The sequence below is a fragment of the Shewanella sp. SR43-8 genome, assembly GCF_014163775.1.
Classification (GTDB): domain Bacteria; phylum Pseudomonadota; class Gammaproteobacteria; order Enterobacterales; family Shewanellaceae; genus Shewanella; species Shewanella vesiculosa.
Window position 1 is genome coordinate 1 of record NZ_JACJDX010000024.1, and the last position, 15,816, is coordinate 15,816.

A 15,816-nucleotide genomic window follows, 5' to 3' on the forward strand; every position below is an offset into this window, starting at 1 on the left:
TTTACGTTTCGCTATCCGTGAAGGTGGCCGTACAGTTGGTGCAGGTGTTGTAGCTAAAATCATCGCGTAATAGCGACTTTAGTGAACACTAAAAAAGGAAGCTTAGGCTTCCTTTTTTATTTTTAGGGTAAAGTTAGCAATAAAAATCGATTTTTTGATTGATTTGTTAATCTTACTTTACCTGTATTGTTGCGAACAAAGCTGAATAAGAATACAATCTATGGCCGATTTTTGACCCTGTGCTTATGCATTTTCCGGGAAAGTTCGGAAATGTGGATTTGGTGAATATGTTGTTTACCAAGCTAAGCCCAGGTCGTAGTGAGTAACGGAATTAACCGATGACAACAAATACTGAAAACCAGAGTAATTCTTTGGATATCGTTAAGTGGGGCATAGCAGCATTGCTTATTGCTACTGCTGTTATAGGCAATCAATTTTATGCAGATGCTAATGTTGTAGCTCGTGTTGCTGGGGTAATTATTGCCTTTGCTATTGCAGGTATCATTGCACTGCAGACAAGTAAGGGAAAGCAGGCGCAATCTTTTGCTCGTGAAGCACATATTGAAGTGCGCAAAGTCGTTTGGCCAACTCGCCAAGAGGCGCTAAACACTACCTTTATTGTACTTGCAGCTACTGCAGTAATGGCATTAATCCTTTGGGGATTAGATGCTATATTGTTACGAGTAGTCAATTTAATTACTGGCGTATAGGCATCTGAAAATGACTGAAGTTACAGAAGCGAAAAAAAGATGGTATGTGATCCAAGCCTTTTCAGGCTATGAAGGCCGTGTGCTTAAAACACTGCTAGAACATATCAAAATGCATAACATGGAAGCATACTTTGGTGAGATTTTAGTTCCTACTGAAGAAGTTGTTGAAATGCGTGCAGGTCAACGCCGTAAAAGTGAACGCAAATTTTTCCCTGGTTATGTATTGGTCCAGATGGAAATGAACGATGATAGCTGGCACTTAGTCAAAAGCATTCCACGTGTAATGGGCTTTATCGGTGGAACATCGGATCGCCCTGCACCGATTTCTGACAAAGAAGCTGATGCAATTCTTCAGCGTCTACAAGATACTGTTGAGTCTCCAACTCATCGTATTATGTATGAGCCTGGTGAAGTGGTTCGCGTTTGTGACGGTCCATTTGCTGACTTTAACGGTACAATCGAAGAAGTCGATTATGAAAAGAACCGTATTAAAGTTTCGGTGATGATTTTCGGTCGTTCAACACCAGTAGAACTCGATTTTAATCAAGTCGAAAAGAGCTGATTAAAATAACTACAAATATATATTGTTTGCGGGTGCGTATTTTTATATAATTCGCACCCGTTGTTTTCAGGGGAGCGTATTGGCATGTCGCCAAGATGCGTTTGAACCCAAATAGAGGAAATGTCGACATGGCAAAGAAAATTGAAGCTTATATCAAGCTACAAGTAGCAGCCGGTGCTGCAAACCCGTCTCCACCAGTTGGACCTGCTTTAGGTCAAAAAGGTGTGAACATCATGGAATTCTGTAAAGCATTCAACGCTCGTACTGAAAAGTTCGAAAAAGGTATGCCGATTCCTGTTGTTATCACTGTATATAACGACCGTTCTTTCACTTTTGAAACTAAGACTCCACCTGCATCTTTCTTATTGCTTAAAGCAGTAGGTCTGAAATCAGGTTCTGGCCGTCCTAATACTCAAAAAGTAGGTACTATTAAGCGTAGCGCAGTTCAGGAAATTGCTGAATCTAAAGCCGCTGATATGACTGGTGCTGATATTGAAGCGATGACTCGCTCAATTGAAGGTACTGCACGTTCAATGGGTTTGGTAGTAGAGGACTAATATAATGGCAAAGCTAACTAAGCGCGCTCGCGTTATCCGCGAAAAAGTTGATGCAACAAAATTGTATGACATCAGCGAAGCTGTAGTACTTTTACAAGAATTAGCGACTGCTAAGTTTGTTGAAAGTGTTGATGTAGCTGTTAATCTAGGCATCGATCCTCGTAAATCAGATCAAAACGTGCGTGGTGCTACTGTACTTCCACATGGTACTGGTCGTGATGTTCGTGTTGCTGTATTCACACAAGGTGCAAACGCTGAAGCTGCTATCGCTGCTGGCGCAGAACTTGTGGGTATGGAAGATTTAGCTGAAAAAGTTAAAGCTGGCGAAATGAACTTCGACGTGGTTATCGCATCTCCAGATGCAATGCGCGTTGTTGGTATGTTAGGTCAAATTTTAGGCCCTCGTGGTTTAATGCCTAACCCTAAAACTGGTACAGTAACGCCAAACGTTGCTGAAGCAGTTAAGAATGCCAAAGCAGGTCAAGTTCGTTACAGAAACGACAAAAATGGTATTATCCACACAACTATCGGTAAAGTTACATTCACTACTGAACAGTTGAAAGAAAACTTAGAATCGTTAGTGTCAGCACTGAAAAAGGCTAAGCCTGCAGTTGCTAAAGGCATTTACGTGAAAAAGATTAGCATCTCTACCACTATGGGTGCAGGTGTAGCTATCGACCAGGGTTCTCTGGACGAAGTTAAGTAATATACAAAGCGCGCGTATTAGTCTATAATGCGCGCACTTTGTGGGTTGAAGCCGCTTTTATACATAAGTGAATCACTTTTTGTATATTAGAGCCGGTTTCCGTCCAAGACCGCAGGTGTTAATCGTAAGGTTAACTTAATTTCCAGCGTAGACGGTGTCAGGCCCCAGCTAAATTTTTTTACTGGAAAATCTGCACCGTAAGTAACTAAACACATTTGTGTTTAGTTTGGTAAATTCTAGGGAATTCCCTAGGTAGAATCCAGGAGTAAAGCCAATGGCATTAAGACTCGAAGACAAACAGGCAATTGTGGCTGAAGTCAACGAAGCTGCCAAAGGTGCACTTTCTGCAGTTGTTGCCGATTCACGTGGCGTAACTGTAGGTGCTATGACCGGTCTGCGTAAAGCTGCTCGCGAAAATGGTGTGTTTGTACGTGTAGTACGTAACACTCTTGCTCGTCGTGCAGTTCAAGGTACAGCTTTTGAGTGCCTAGCAGAAACGTTCACTGGCCCAACTTTAATAGCTTTCTCTAACGAGCATCCAGGTGCTGCAGCGCGTCTTTTAAAAGACTTCGCTAAGGGTCAAGCAAAATTTGAAGTTAAAGGTGCAGCTTTCGAAGGGATGTTTATCCCTGCAGCTGATATTGATCGTTTAGCGAAACTACCAACTTACGACGAAGCACTAGCTCAGTTGATGATGACTATGAAAGAAGCATCTGCTGGCAAATTCGTACGTACATTGGCCGCCCTTCGCGATCAAAAACAAGACGCCGCTTAATTATAAGCAGGCAGCTTAATAAAATTGAATTCAGAACAATAGGAAATATTTCTAATGTCTATCACTAAAGACCAAATGTTAGAAGCTTTTGCAGCAATGTCTGTAATGGAAGTAGTTGAACTAATCGAAGCTATGGAAGAGAAATTCGGCGTTTCTGCTGCTGCTGCAGTAGTTTCAGGCGGCGGCGATGCTGTTGTTGCTGAAGAGCAAACAGAATTTGACGTAGTTCTTACTTCTCATGGCGAAAACAAAGTTGCTGTTATTAAAGCACTTCGTAGCGCTACAGGTTTAGGCCTAAAAGAAGCTAAAACTATGGCTGAATCTTCTCCAATCGCAGTTAAAGAAGCTGTGTCTAAAGAAGAAGCTGCAACTCTTAAAGCTGATCTAGAAGCCGCTGGTGCTTCTGTTGAAGTTAAGTAAGCTGTAATTTAGCTTGCATCACCCAAGCAATTGGGTGAAGGCTGGCGGTTTTTTAACCGTCGGCCTTTTTTGCGCTTTATGCGCAGGCGATTTTTTTTCACCGTTTGTCGCCAGTTTTAGCAGTCCCTAGCAGAGATTACTGGTTAGGTTCTTGCCATCAACGGTGATGGGCAAACGTGCTGATTTAATTAAATTATTTCAGTCTTGGTCACATCTCGTAAGCAGAGGAAACCCATGGTTTACTCCTATTCTGAAAAGAAGCGTATTCGCAAAGACTTTGGTAAGCGTCCAAAAGTTTTGGACATCCCTTATTTATTGTCTATCCAGTTAGACTCTTTTAAGAAGTTCACCGATCAAGACCCTACGGGTGAGCGTGGCTTAGAAGCTGCATTCCGTAGCGTTTTTCCTATCAAGAGCTTTTCTGGCTATTCTGAGCTGCAATATGTCAGCTACAAGCTAGGTGAGCCAGTTTTTGATGTGAAAGAATGTCAGATCCGCGGTGTTACTTATTCGGCACCACTACGCGTTAAATTACGCATGGTGTTGTTTGACCGTGAAGCTGCTGCTGGCACTGTTAAAGACATTAAAGAGCAAGAAGTCTACATGGGTGATATACCTATGATGACTAATAACGGTACTTTCGTTATTAACGGTACTGAGCGTGTAATCGTGTCTCAGTTACACCGTTCTCCAGGTGTGTTCTTTGATCATGACCGTGGTAAAACCCACTCTTCTGGTAAGGTGCTGTATAACGCACGTATTATTCCTTACCGTGGTTCATGGCTTGACTTTGAATTTGATCCTAAAGATGCTCTATTCGTTCGTATTGACCGTCGTCGTAAATTACCGGCTACTATCATTTTACGAGCGCTTGAATATTCTACTCAAGATATCCTCGATTTATTCTTTGAGCGTATCGAGTTTAAGATTAAAAAAGACTCATTAGTGATGTCACTAGTGCCTGACCGCCTACGTGGTGAAACTGCTGGCTATGACATTAAAGATGCTGAAGGCTCTTTATTAGTTGAAGCTGGTCGTCGCATCACTGCGCGTCACATTAAGCAACTTGAAAAAACCAACACGACTGAGCTAGAAGTGCCAGTAGATTATATTGTTGGTAAGTATGCTGCTCAAGACTACATCGATGAAGATACCGGTGAAGTTTTAGTGACCGCAAACAGCGAGATTACCTTAGAAGATTTAGCTAAGTTATCACTTGCTGGTATTAAGAATATTGATACTTTGTTTATCAATGATCTTGATCATGGTGCTTATATTGCTGACACATTACGCATTGATTCAACAACTAACCGCTTAGAAGCTTTAGTTGAAATCTACCGTATGATGCGTCCTGGCGAGCCACCAACCAAAGATGCTGCTGAAGGTTTATTCCAAAACCTATTCTTCAGTGAAGAACGTTATGACTTATCTAAAGTAGGTCGTATGAAGTTCAACCGTCGTCTTGAGATTGCAGAAGACGAAGGTAACGGTGTGTTGTCTAAAGAAGACATCGTATCTGTTATGAAGAAAATCATCGAAATCCGTAATGGTTATGATGAAGTCGACGATATTGACCACTTAGGTAACCGTCGTATTCGTAGCGTTGGTGAAATGGCTGAAAACCAGTTCCGTGTTGGTTTAGTCCGTGTTGAGCGTGCTGTTCGTGAGCGTCTATCTTTAGGCGATTTAAACGAGCTAATGCCACAAGACTTGATTAACGCTAAGCCAATTTCTGCGGCAGTGAAAGAATTTTTTGGTTCTTCACAATTGTCACAGTTTATGGATCAAAACAACCCGCTATCAGAAGTGACGCATAAGCGTCGTATTTCTGCGCTTGGCCCAGGTGGTTTGACTCGTGAGCGTGCTGGTTTCGAAGTTCGTGACGTACATCCAACTCACTACGGTCGTTTATGTCCAATTGAGACCCCTGAAGGTCCAAACATTGGTCTAATCAACTCGTTAGCAAGTTTTGCGCGCACTAACTCTTACGGCTTCCTAGAAACACCTTACCGCAAAGTGGTTGATGGTGTGATTACTGATGATGTTGAATACTTATCAGCAATCGAAGAAGGTCGTTATGTTATTGCTCAGGCTAACATCGAAGTTGATGCTGATGGCCGTATGGCAGAAGAACAAATCGCTTGTCGTCACAAAGGTGAGTCTACCTTTATGCGCGCAGCCGATGTTCAGTATATGGACGTATCTCCACAGCAGATTATTTCTGTTGCAGCATCATTAATTCCGTTCTTAGAACACGATGATGCTAACCGCGCATTGATGGGTGCAAACATGCAACGTCAAGCAGTACCTACTTTACGTGCTGATAAGCCGTTAGTCGGAACGGGTATTGAACGTACTCTTGCTGTTGACTCTGGTGTGGTTGTAGCTGCTAAACGTGGCGGTGTGGTTGATTATGTTGATGCTAGCCGTATCGTAGTTAAAGTAAATGAAGATGAGCTACACGCAGGTGAAGCCGGTATCGACATTTACAACCTAACTAAATATACCCGTTCAAACCAAAACACTTGTATTAACCAACGTCCTTGTTGTTCTGTTGGTGAGCCAGTGGTTCGTGGCGATGTATTGGCCGATGGTCCATCTACCGATTTAGGTGATTTGGCGCTTGGTCAGAACATGCGCATCGCGTTCATGCCTTGGAACGGTTATAACTTCGAAGATTCGATCTTAATTTCTGAGCGCGTAGCGCAAGAAGATCGTTTTACTACTATCCATATTCAGGAGCTTTCTTGTATTGCTCGTGATACTAAATTGGGTAGCGAAGAAATCACTGCTGATATTCCAAACGTAGGTGAGTCTGCTTTATCTAAATTAGATGAATCAGGTATCGTTTATATTGGTGCAGAAGTGAAGGGTGGCGACATTCTTGTGGGTAAAGTGACACCTAAGGGTGAAACACAGTTAACTCCAGAAGAGAAACTACTCCGAGCTATTTTTGGTGAAAAAGCTTCTGACGTTAAGGACAGCTCATTACGTGTTCCTAACTCAGTGAAAGGCACCATCATCGACGTACAGGTATTTACCCGTGACGGCGTTGAGAAAGATAAGCGTGCGCTTGAAATTGAAGAAATGCATGTTCGCCAAGCTCGTAAAGACTTAGGTGAAGAGTTCAAGATCCTTGAAGAAGGCGTATTGGGCCGTGCACGTAACTTGTTATTGTCTGTAGGTTATTCTGAAGCTAAGTTAGCTGAGATCCCACGTAAAGACGTATTAATCCAAGTTATCGACGATGAAGCAAAACAAACTGAATTAGAGCAGTTAGCTGAACAGCATGAAGAGCTTAAAGCAGACTTCGATAAGACATTTGAAATCAAGCGTCGCAAGATCACCCAAGGTGATGACTTGGCACCTGGTGTATTGAAAATTGTTAAGGTTTACCTTGCAGTTAAACGTACTATCCAGCCTGGTGACAAGATGGCAGGTCGTCATGGTAACAAAGGTGTTATCTCGAAGATTTGTCCTGTTGAAGACATGCCATACGATGAAGAAGGTAATCCTGTAGACATCGTACTTAACCCATTGGGCGTACCTTCGCGTATGAACATCGGTCAGGTACTTGAAGTCCACATGGGCGCAGCAGCTAAGGGTATCGGTAATAAAATTACTGCTATGCTTGAAGAGCAGCGTGAAATTGCCGAACTTCGTGGTTACATCAAACAAGTTTATGAATTAGGTGATGACGTGCTTCAACGCGTTGATATCGATTCGTTTACTGATGATGAAGTTGTGCGCTTGGCTACCAACCTTAAAGGTGGTATTCCAATTGCTACACCAGCATTCGACGGTGCTAAAGAGAAAGAGATCAAGCAAATGCTTGCTCTTGCAGGCTTACCTGAGTCTGGCCAGTTGACATTATGTGACGGCCGTACCGGTAACGAATTTGAGCGTAAAGTAACCGTTGGTTACATGTATATGCTTAAATTGAACCACTTAGTAGATGACAAGATGCACGCTCGTTCTACGGGTTCGTACAGCTTAGTGACTCAACAACCATTGGGCGGTAAAGCTCAATTTGGTGGTCAGCGTTTCGGTGAGATGGAAGTGTGGGCACTTGAAGCATATGGTGCTGCTTATACTCTACAAGAAATGCTAACAGTTAAATCAGATGACGTTAACGGTCGTACTCAGATGTATAAAAACATCGTCGACGGTAACCATCAGATGCAACCTGGCATGCCTGAGTCTTTCAACGTATTGTTGAAGGAAATTCGTTCACTTGGTATTAATATCGAGTTGGACCAAGAGTAAGCATCGCACTTAAGCAATGTTTGGTAACCAAGGGTGCTTTGCAGCAGCAAAGCACCTGGTTTAACTCCTTCAGGAGAGAAACGTGAAAGACTTATTAAAGTTTCTTAAACAGCAAAGTAAGACTGAAGAATTTAACGGTATTAAAATTGGTTTGGCCTCGCCAGATCTAATCCGTTCTTGGTCTTTTGGTGAAGTAAAGAAGCCAGAAACCATTAACTACCGTACATTCAAGCCTGAACGTGAAGGTTTGTTTTGTGCGCGTATCTTTGGTCCGGTTAAAGATTACGAATGTTTGTGTGGTAAATACAAGCGTTTGAAGCACCGTGGTGTTATTTGTGAAAAGTGTGGCGTAGAAGTTACCCAGACTAAAGTGCGTCGTGAGCGCATGGGTCACATTGATCTGGCTAGTCCAGTTGCCCACATTTGGTTCTTAAAATCACTTCCGTCACGTATTGGCTTAATGCTAGATATGACGTTGCGTGATATTGAACGCGTACTGTATTTCGAATCATTTGTTGTTATCGAGCCTGGTATGACCACGCTTGAGCGCGGCCAAATGCTGACCGAAGAAACGTATCTTGATGCGTTAGAAGAATACGGTGACGAGTTTGAAGCTAAAATGGGTGCTGAAGCAGTTCTTGAATTGCTACGTGCTATCAATTTAGCTGAACAGATCGAGCAAATGCGTGAAGAGTTGCCTTCAATTAACTCTGAAACCCGTCGTAAAAAGGTGACTAAACGCCTTAAATTGATGGAAGCATTCTTCACTTCTGGCAACAAGCCAGAGTGGATGATCTTAAAAGTATTACCGGTTCTTCCACCTGATCTACGTCCATTAGTGCCGTTAGATGGTGGTCGTTTCGCGACATCAGATCTTAACGATCTTTACCGTCGTGTTATTAACCGTAACAACCGCTTAAAGCGTCTGTTAGATTTAGCTGCGCCTGACATTATTGTACGTAACGAAAAACGTATGTTACAAGAGTCAGTTGATGCGCTATTAGATAACGGTCGTCGCGGTCGTGCTATTACCGGTTCTAACAAGCGTCCGCTTAAATCTCTTGCTGATATGATCAAGGGTAAGCAAGGTCGTTTCCGTCAGAACTTACTTGGTAAGCGTGTTGACTATTCAGGCCGTTCGGTAATTACCGTAGGTCCTACTTTACGTCTGCATCAGTGTGGTCTTCCTAAGAAGATGGCGCTTGAGCTATTCAAACCATTTATTTACGGCAAGTTAGAAGCGCGTGGTTTAGCGACGACTATTAAAGCTGCTAAGAAAATGGTTGAACGCGAACAGGCTGAAGTATGGGATGTGTTAGACGAAGTGATTCGTGAACATCCAGTAATGCTTAACCGTGCACCAACACTTCACAGACTAGGTATTCAAGCATTTGAACCTGTACTGATTGAAGGTAAAGCAATTCAATTGCATCCGTTAGTTTGTGCGGCATACAACGCCGACTTCGACGGTGACCAAATGGCGGTTCACGTACCATTAACGCTTGAAGCTCAGTTAGAAGCTCGTGCGCTAATGATGTCAACCAACAACATTTTGTCACCTGCTAACGGTGAGCCAGTAATTACGCCGTCTCAGGACGTTGTATTAGGTTTGTACTACACCAGCCGTGAATGTATTAACGGTCGCGGTGAAGGTATGGCATTCGCTGATGTGTCAGAAGTAGAAAAAGCCTACGCTACTGGTGTTGCTGAACTACATGCTCGCGTTAAAGTGCGTATTACCGAAACCAACATCGCAGAAGATGGCGAAAGAACTAAAGCAACTCGTATCATTGATACGACTGTTGGTCGTGCTCTTTTATCATTAATTTTGCCTGAAGGCTTATCGTATGATTTGGTTAACCAAAACATGGGTAAGAAACAGATTTCTAAGCTGTTGAACACTTGTTATCGTCAACTAGGTCTTAAAGATACTGTTATCTTTGCTGACCAATTGATGTATACCGGTTTCCGTTTTGCAACCATTTCTGGTGCCTCTGTTGGTATCGATGACATGGTTATTCCTGACGAGAAATACACCTTAGTTGCAGACGCTGAAGCTGAAGTGCTTGAAATTCAAGAGCAGTTCCAGTCAGGTCTTGTAACAGCTGGTGAGCGTTACAACAAAGTAATCGATATCTGGGCAAGCGCGAACGAAAAAGTCTCTAAAGCCATGATGGAAAACTTGTCTACTGAGACAGTGATTAACCGTGATGGTGTACCTGAGCAACAAGCTTCGTTTAACAGCATCTATATGATGGCTGACTCAGGTGCTCGTGGTAGTGCTGCACAGATCCGTCAGCTAGCAGGTATGCGTGGTTTGATGGCTAAGCCAGATGGCTCAATCATCGAAACACCAATTACGGCTAACTTCCGTGAAGGTCTAAACGTACTTCAGTACTTTATTTCTACTCACGGTGCGCGTAAAGGTCTTGCCGATACAGCATTGAAGACAGCTAACTCGGGTTACTTGACTCGTCGTTTAGTAGACGTTGCACAAGACTTAGTTGTTATTGAAGATGACTGTGGTGTTGAGCATGGTCTAACAATGAAACCGCTTATTGAAGGTGGTGATGTTGTTGAGCCATTACGTGAACGTGTTCTAGGTCGTGTGGTTGCGCTTGACGTAATGAAGCCAGGTACAGATGAAGTGCTTGCTCCACGCAACACACTTCTTGATGAAGCATGGTGTAATACGTTAGAAGAACACAGTATCGACGAAGTCATTGTACGTTCTGTTATTACCTGTGACACAGACTTTGGTGTGTGTGCGGCATGTTACGGTCGTGACTTGGCTCGTGGTCATATTATTAACCACGGTGAAGCGATTGGTGTTGTTGCGGCGCAGTCTATTGGTGAACCTGGTACACAGTTAACCATGCGTACGTTCCACATTGGTGGTGCGGCATCTCGAGCTTCTGCAGAAAACAACGTTCAAGTTAAGAACGCGGGTTCTCTGAAGTTACACAATGCTAAGCATGTTTCAAATATCGACGGTAAGCTTGTAATTGTTTCTCGTTCTTCTGAGATAGCTATCATCGATGAGCTAGGTCGTGAGAAAGAGCGCTATAAAGTACCTTACGGTACCGTATTAGAGAAATTGGAAGAAAGTGAAGTTGCAGCTGGCGAAATCATCGCAAACTGGGATCCACATACTCACCCAATTATTTCTGAAGTTGCCGGTAGCGTGAAGTTCGTTGACATGATCGATGGCGTAACTATGACTCGCCAAACTGACGAGTTAACGGGTTTATCTTCTGTCGTGGTGCTCGATGTTGGTGCGCGTACTTCAGCCGGTAAAGAATTGCGTCCAGCTATTCGCTTAGTTGATGCCAATGGTGACGACTTAATGATCCCTGGTACTGAAGTACCAGCTCAATACTTCTTACCTGGTAACGCGATTGTGTCGAAAGACGATAACGCGAAAATCAACGTTGGTGATCCATTAGCACGTATTCCACAAGAATCGTCTAAAACTCGTGACATCACCGGTGGTCTACCACGTGTTGCTGACTTATTCGAAGCGCGTAAGCCGAAAGAGCCTGCAATTCTTGCAGAAATCTCAGGTACTATCTCGTTCGGTAAGGAAACTAAAGGTAAGCGTCGTCTAGTGATTACGCCAGCCGATGGTAGTGATCACTATGAAGAGATGATCCCTAAGTGGCGTAACTTAAACGTGTTCGAAGGTGAAAAAGTCGAACGTGGTGAAGTTATAGCAGACGGCCCAGAAGCGGCACACGACATTCTTCGTCTTCGTGGTATCCACAACGTAGCAAACTACATTGTGAACGAAGTACAAGATGTTTACCGTCTACAGGGCGTTAAGATCAACGATAAGCACATCGAAGTTATCATTCGTCAAATGTTACGTAAGTGTTTGATCACTTCAACAGGCGACACTGAATTCTTAGAAGGTGAGCAAGCAGAAGTTTCACGCGTGAAGATTGCTAACCGTGAGTTAATCGCTCAAGGTAAAACACCTGCAACGTTTGAACGTGAATTACTCGGTATTACCAAAGCGTCTTTGGCTACTGAATCATTCATTTCTGCAGCATCGTTCCAGGAAACCACTCGTGTGTTAACTGAAGCGGCCGTTGGCGGTAAGAGCGATCCATTACGTGGTCTGAAAGAAAACGTAATCGTTGGTCGTTTGATCCCAGCTGGTACTGGTTATGCTTATCACAAGACCCGTAACGAAGAACGCGCTAAAGTGTTAAGTTCTCGTGGCAAAGTAGCAGCTACAACTGTTACTGCAAGCGAAGCTGAACAGAACCTAGCAGATCTACTAAACTTGGCCGGTGGCCAAGATTAAGTTAGTTTTTTGTTAAAAAAAGGCGCCATTGGCGCCTTTTTTATTGGAATTTGCATGAAAAGTTGGCTATTTCTTGACAGATTGCCATTACCTTTCTAAAATTCCGCGTCCCACCATTGTGGGATATAGATTTTTCACACCTAATTGTTGAGCTTGAATCAACTGTCGGAGCTATACATGGCAACTGTTAACCAGTTGGTACGTAAGCCACGCGCGCCAAAAGTCGAAAAGACTAATGTGCCTGCGTTGAACGCGTGCCCACAAAAACGTGGTGTTTGTACTCGTGTGTACACTACAACACCTAAAAAACCTAACTCTGCACTACGTAAAGTAGCTCGTGTGCGCTTAACTAACGGTTTCGAAGTAACTTCGTATATCGGTGGTGAAGGCCATAACTTGCAAGAGCACAGTGTAATCCTAATCCGTGGTGGTCGTGTTAAAGACTTACCAGGTGTGCGTTACCACACTGTTCGTGGCGCATTAGACTGTGCTGGCGTGACTTCACGTCGCCAAGGCCGTTCTAAGTACGGTGCTAAGCGTCCTAAGTCTTAACGTATCCCGTTTAAGTAAGGCCAAGCTAGTATTTATTTGACATTCCAGTTTTGGAAATACCTGAAGCATACGGAGAATTAATATGCCAAGACGTCGCGTTGTAGGACAACGTAAAATCCTACCAGATCCAAAGTTTCACAGTGAGTTGTTGGCTAAGTTCATCAACGTCATCATGCAGGACGGCAAAAAGTCGACTGCAGAAAAAATCATTTACAAGGCACTAGATGTTGTCGCTGAAAAGAAAAGCGAAAATCATTTAAGTATCCTTGAAGCAGCTCTTGATAACGTTCGCCCATCAGTCGAAGTTAAATCTCGTCGCGTTGGTGGTTCTACTTATCAAGTACCATGTGAAGTTCGTCCAGTGCGTCGTAACGCACTAGCGATGCGCTGGTTAGTTGAAGCTGCTCGCAAACGTGGTGAAAAATCTATGGCTTTACGTCTAGCAGGTGAAATGCTAGATGCGTCTGAAAACAAAGGTACTGCGGTTAAGAAGCGTGAAGACGTGCATCGCATGGCTGAAGCTAACAAAGCCTTTGCTCATTACCGTTGGTAATATGATGGAGCGGACTTCGGTCCGCTCCATATTGTTGATATTGCTAAAACCAAAAGTTTTAGCTGAGAGGGTATAAATAGTGGCTCGTATAACCCCAATTGAGCGTTATCGAAATATCGGTATTGTTGCTCATGTGGATGCAGGTAAAACTACCACAACAGAACGTGTTCTGTTCTATACCGGTATGTCTCATAAAATCGGCGAGGTGCATGACGGCGCCGCCACGACAGATTGGATGGTACAAGAGCAAGAGCGTGGTATTACTATCACCTCTGCTGCAGTAACAACTTTTTGGCGCGGTATGGAAGCTCAGTTCACTGAACACCGTATTAATATCATCGATACCCCAGGTCACGTAGACTTCACTATTGAAGTCGAGCGTTCATTACGTGTTCTCGATGGCGCTGTAGTAGTATTCTGCGGCTCGTCAGGCGTTGAACCACAATCTGAAACCGTATGGCGTCAAGCTGATAAATACCACGTTCCGCGTCTGGTATTTGTTAATAAGATGGACCGTGCAGGTGCAGATTTCGACCGTGTAATAAATCAAATTCGTAATCGCCTTGGTGCGACTTGTGTACCAATTCATTTAAATATTGGTGCAGAAGAGAACTTCAAGGGTGTTATTGATTTAATTAAGATGAAAGCCATTAACTGGTCTGAAATAGATCAGGGGATGACATTCACTTATGAAGACATTCCTGCAAATCTAGCAGCAAAAGCGGCAGAGATGCATGAGTATCTCGTGGAAGCAGCAGCTGAAGCCTCTGATGAACTGATGAACAAGTACCTTGAAGAAGGTGAGTTATCAGAAGTCGAGATCAAAACAGCGTTGCGTCAGCGCACAATTAACAATGAGATCGTATTAGCAACTTGTGGTTCTGCATTTAAGAACAAAGGTGTGCAAGCGGTTCTCGATGCGGTAGTTGACTTCTTACCAGCGCCTAATGATGTACCTGCAATTACCGGTATTGATGACAGCGAAAACGAAGTTAAACGCCCACCCGATGATAATGCCCCTTTTGCGGCCTTAGCATTTAAAATTGCGACTGATCCATTTGTTGGTACACTGACCTTTATCCGCGTGTATTCAGGTGTGCTTGAATCAGGTTCTGGTGTTTATAATTCTGTTAAGCAGAAACGTGAGCGAGTAGGGCGTATTGTGCAAATGCACGCAAACGACCGAACAGAACTGAAAGAAGTACGTGCTGGTGATATAGCGGCTGCTATCGGTCTTAAAGATGTAACAACCGGTGATACTCTCTGCGATAATGATCACAGAGTGATTCTTGAGCGCATGGAGTTCCCTGAACCTGTAATTACCATTGCCGTTGAGCCTCGTTCAAAAGCCGACCAAGATAAAATGGGGATTGCGCTGCAAAAATTAGCAGCGGAAGATCCATCATTCAAAGTTGAGACTGATGACGAATCGGCACAAACACTGATATCTGGTATGGGCGAATTACACTTAGACATTATCGTTGACCGTATGCGTCGCGAGTTTGGTGTAGAGTGTAACGTAGGTAAACCACAGGTAGCCTACCGTGAAACAATTCGTTCTAAAGTTGAAGTGGAAGGTAAGTTCATACGTCAATCTGGCGGACGTGGTCAATTTGGTCATGTTTGGTTAAGAATTGAACCTCTCGAAGAGGGTTCTGGCTATGAATTTGTTAACGAAATAGTAGGCGGTGTAGTTCCTCGTGAATTCATTCCTGCCGTTGATAAAGGTATTCAAGAACAGATGAAAAACGGCGTTTTAGCCGGCTATCCTGTACTTGACGTGAAAGTCAGTTTATTTGATGGTTCATATCATGATGTGGACTCGAACGAAATGGCATTCAAAATTGCAGGTTCTATGGGCTTTAAACAGGGGGCGCTTGAAGCGTCTCCGGTGTTGCTCGAACCTTGTATGAAAGTAGAAGTGACTACACCTGAAAATTATATGGGCGACGTAGTGGGTGATTTAAACCGCCGTCGTGGCATAATCGAAGGTATGGACGATGGCATCGCAGGTGTTAAACTTGTCCACGCAGTAGTGCCTCTATCTGAAATGTTTGGTTATGCAACTGATTTGCGCTCTGCATCTCAGGGTCGTGCTTCATACTCTATGGAGTTCTTGAAGTACGCAGATGCACCGCAAAACATTGCAAAAGCGATTATAGAATCTCGTAACTAATATTGGTTACGGCATCAATGTTATATTGCTCGAATTAATCGAGCACTTCTGAAAAGAAAGGAATATATCGTGGCAAAAGCTAAATTTGAACGTATTAAGCCTCACGTAAACGTGGGCACCATCGGTCACGTTGACCATGGTAAAACAACTTTAACAGCAGCAATCTCTGCCGTTTTGTCTAAAACTTATGGTGGTGAAGTTAAAAACTTCGCTCAAATCGATAACGCTCC

Annotated in this window: 13 protein-coding genes; all 13 read left to right on the forward strand. The window is 43.4% G+C overall.

Annotated features, from left to right (window positions below; translation table 11 throughout):
* The coding region (locus H5114_RS19975) for a hypothetical protein (protein WP_198552046.1) at positions 1 to 70 on the forward strand (70 nt) is incomplete at its 5' end.
* Positions 71 to 338: 268 nt separating this feature from the next.
* A complete protein-coding gene (gene secE / locus H5114_RS19980) occupies positions 339 to 710 on the forward strand; it encodes a preprotein translocase subunit SecE (RefSeq protein ID WP_011635627.1) in 372 nt (123 codons plus the stop codon).
* Between the two features lie 10 nt (positions 711 to 720).
* Entirely contained in the window at positions 721 to 1,272 is a 552-nt protein-coding gene (gene nusG / locus H5114_RS19985; RefSeq protein ID WP_124017699.1) for a transcription termination/antitermination protein NusG, read from the forward strand.
* 128 nt (positions 1,273 to 1,400) lie between these two features.
* Positions 1,401 to 1,829, forward strand: a complete 429-nt coding sequence (gene rplK, locus H5114_RS19990) for a 50S ribosomal protein L11 (protein WP_124017698.1) — start codon at positions 1,401 to 1,403, stop codon at positions 1,827 to 1,829.
* A gap of 4 nt (positions 1,830 to 1,833) precedes the next feature.
* Complete coding sequence (gene rplA, locus H5114_RS19995; RefSeq protein WP_124017697.1) at positions 1,834 to 2,535, forward strand: 50S ribosomal protein L1; 702 nt, start codon at positions 1,834 to 1,836, stop codon at positions 2,533 to 2,535.
* A 274-nt stretch (positions 2,536 to 2,809) separates the two neighbouring features.
* On the forward strand, positions 2,810 to 3,310 hold the full coding sequence (rplJ, locus tag H5114_RS20000) for a 50S ribosomal protein L10 (RefSeq protein ID WP_124017696.1): 501 nt from the start codon (positions 2,810 to 2,812) through the stop codon (positions 3,308 to 3,310).
* Positions 3,311 to 3,364: 54 nt separating this feature from the next.
* Positions 3,365 to 3,730: a 50S ribosomal protein L7/L12 gene (gene rplL, locus H5114_RS20005; RefSeq protein WP_124017695.1), complete on the forward strand. Its 366-nt coding sequence runs from the start codon at positions 3,365 to 3,367 to the stop codon at positions 3,728 to 3,730.
* Positions 3,731 to 3,964: 234 nt separating this feature from the next.
* Positions 3,965 to 7,996 (forward strand): DNA-directed RNA polymerase subunit beta, encoded by a 4,032-nt coding sequence (gene rpoB, locus H5114_RS20010; protein WP_124017694.1) that lies wholly within the window; start codon positions 3,965 to 3,967, stop codon positions 7,994 to 7,996.
* An 82-nt stretch (positions 7,997 to 8,078) separates the two neighbouring features.
* On the forward strand, positions 8,079 to 12,305 hold the full coding sequence (gene rpoC, locus H5114_RS20015) for a DNA-directed RNA polymerase subunit beta' (RefSeq protein WP_182723869.1): 4,227 nt from the start codon (positions 8,079 to 8,081) through the stop codon (positions 12,303 to 12,305).
* Positions 12,306 to 12,482: 177 nt separating this feature from the next.
* Complete coding sequence (gene rpsL / locus H5114_RS20020; RefSeq protein WP_101033703.1) at positions 12,483 to 12,857, forward strand: 30S ribosomal protein S12; 375 nt, start codon at positions 12,483 to 12,485, stop codon at positions 12,855 to 12,857.
* An 82-nt stretch (positions 12,858 to 12,939) separates the two neighbouring features.
* Positions 12,940 to 13,410 (forward strand): 30S ribosomal protein S7, encoded by a 471-nt coding sequence (rpsG, locus tag H5114_RS20025; RefSeq protein WP_011635636.1) that lies wholly within the window; start codon positions 12,940 to 12,942, stop codon positions 13,408 to 13,410.
* Between the two features lie 79 nt (positions 13,411 to 13,489).
* A complete protein-coding gene (gene fusA, locus H5114_RS20030; protein ID WP_124017692.1) occupies positions 13,490 to 15,586 on the forward strand; it encodes an elongation factor G in 2,097 nt (698 codons plus the stop codon).
* Between the two features lie 69 nt (positions 15,587 to 15,655).
* On the forward strand, positions 15,656 to 15,816 hold a 161-nt coding region (locus tag H5114_RS20035), incomplete at its 3' end, for a GTP-binding protein (protein WP_310736155.1).

Coding starts and splice junctions, on each gene's coding strand:
- secE (WP_011635627.1), top strand. CDS start 339: ATGACAACAAATACTGAAAACCAGAGTAATTCTTTGGATATCGTTAAG.
- nusG (WP_124017699.1), top strand. CDS start 721: ATGACTGAAGTTACAGAAGCGAAAAAAAGATGGTATGTGATCCAAGCC.
- rplK (WP_124017698.1), top strand. CDS start 1,401: ATGGCAAAGAAAATTGAAGCTTATATCAAGCTACAAGTAGCAGCCGGT.
- rplA (WP_124017697.1), top strand. CDS start 1,834: ATGGCAAAGCTAACTAAGCGCGCTCGCGTTATCCGCGAAAAAGTTGAT.
- rplJ (WP_124017696.1), top strand. CDS start 2,810: ATGGCATTAAGACTCGAAGACAAACAGGCAATTGTGGCTGAAGTCAAC.
- rplL (WP_124017695.1), top strand. CDS start 3,365: ATGTCTATCACTAAAGACCAAATGTTAGAAGCTTTTGCAGCAATGTCT.
- rpoB (WP_124017694.1), top strand. CDS start 3,965: ATGGTTTACTCCTATTCTGAAAAGAAGCGTATTCGCAAAGACTTTGGT.
- rpsL (WP_101033703.1), top strand. CDS start 12,483: ATGGCAACTGTTAACCAGTTGGTACGTAAGCCACGCGCGCCAAAAGTC.
- rpsG (WP_011635636.1), top strand. CDS start 12,940: ATGCCAAGACGTCGCGTTGTAGGACAACGTAAAATCCTACCAGATCCA.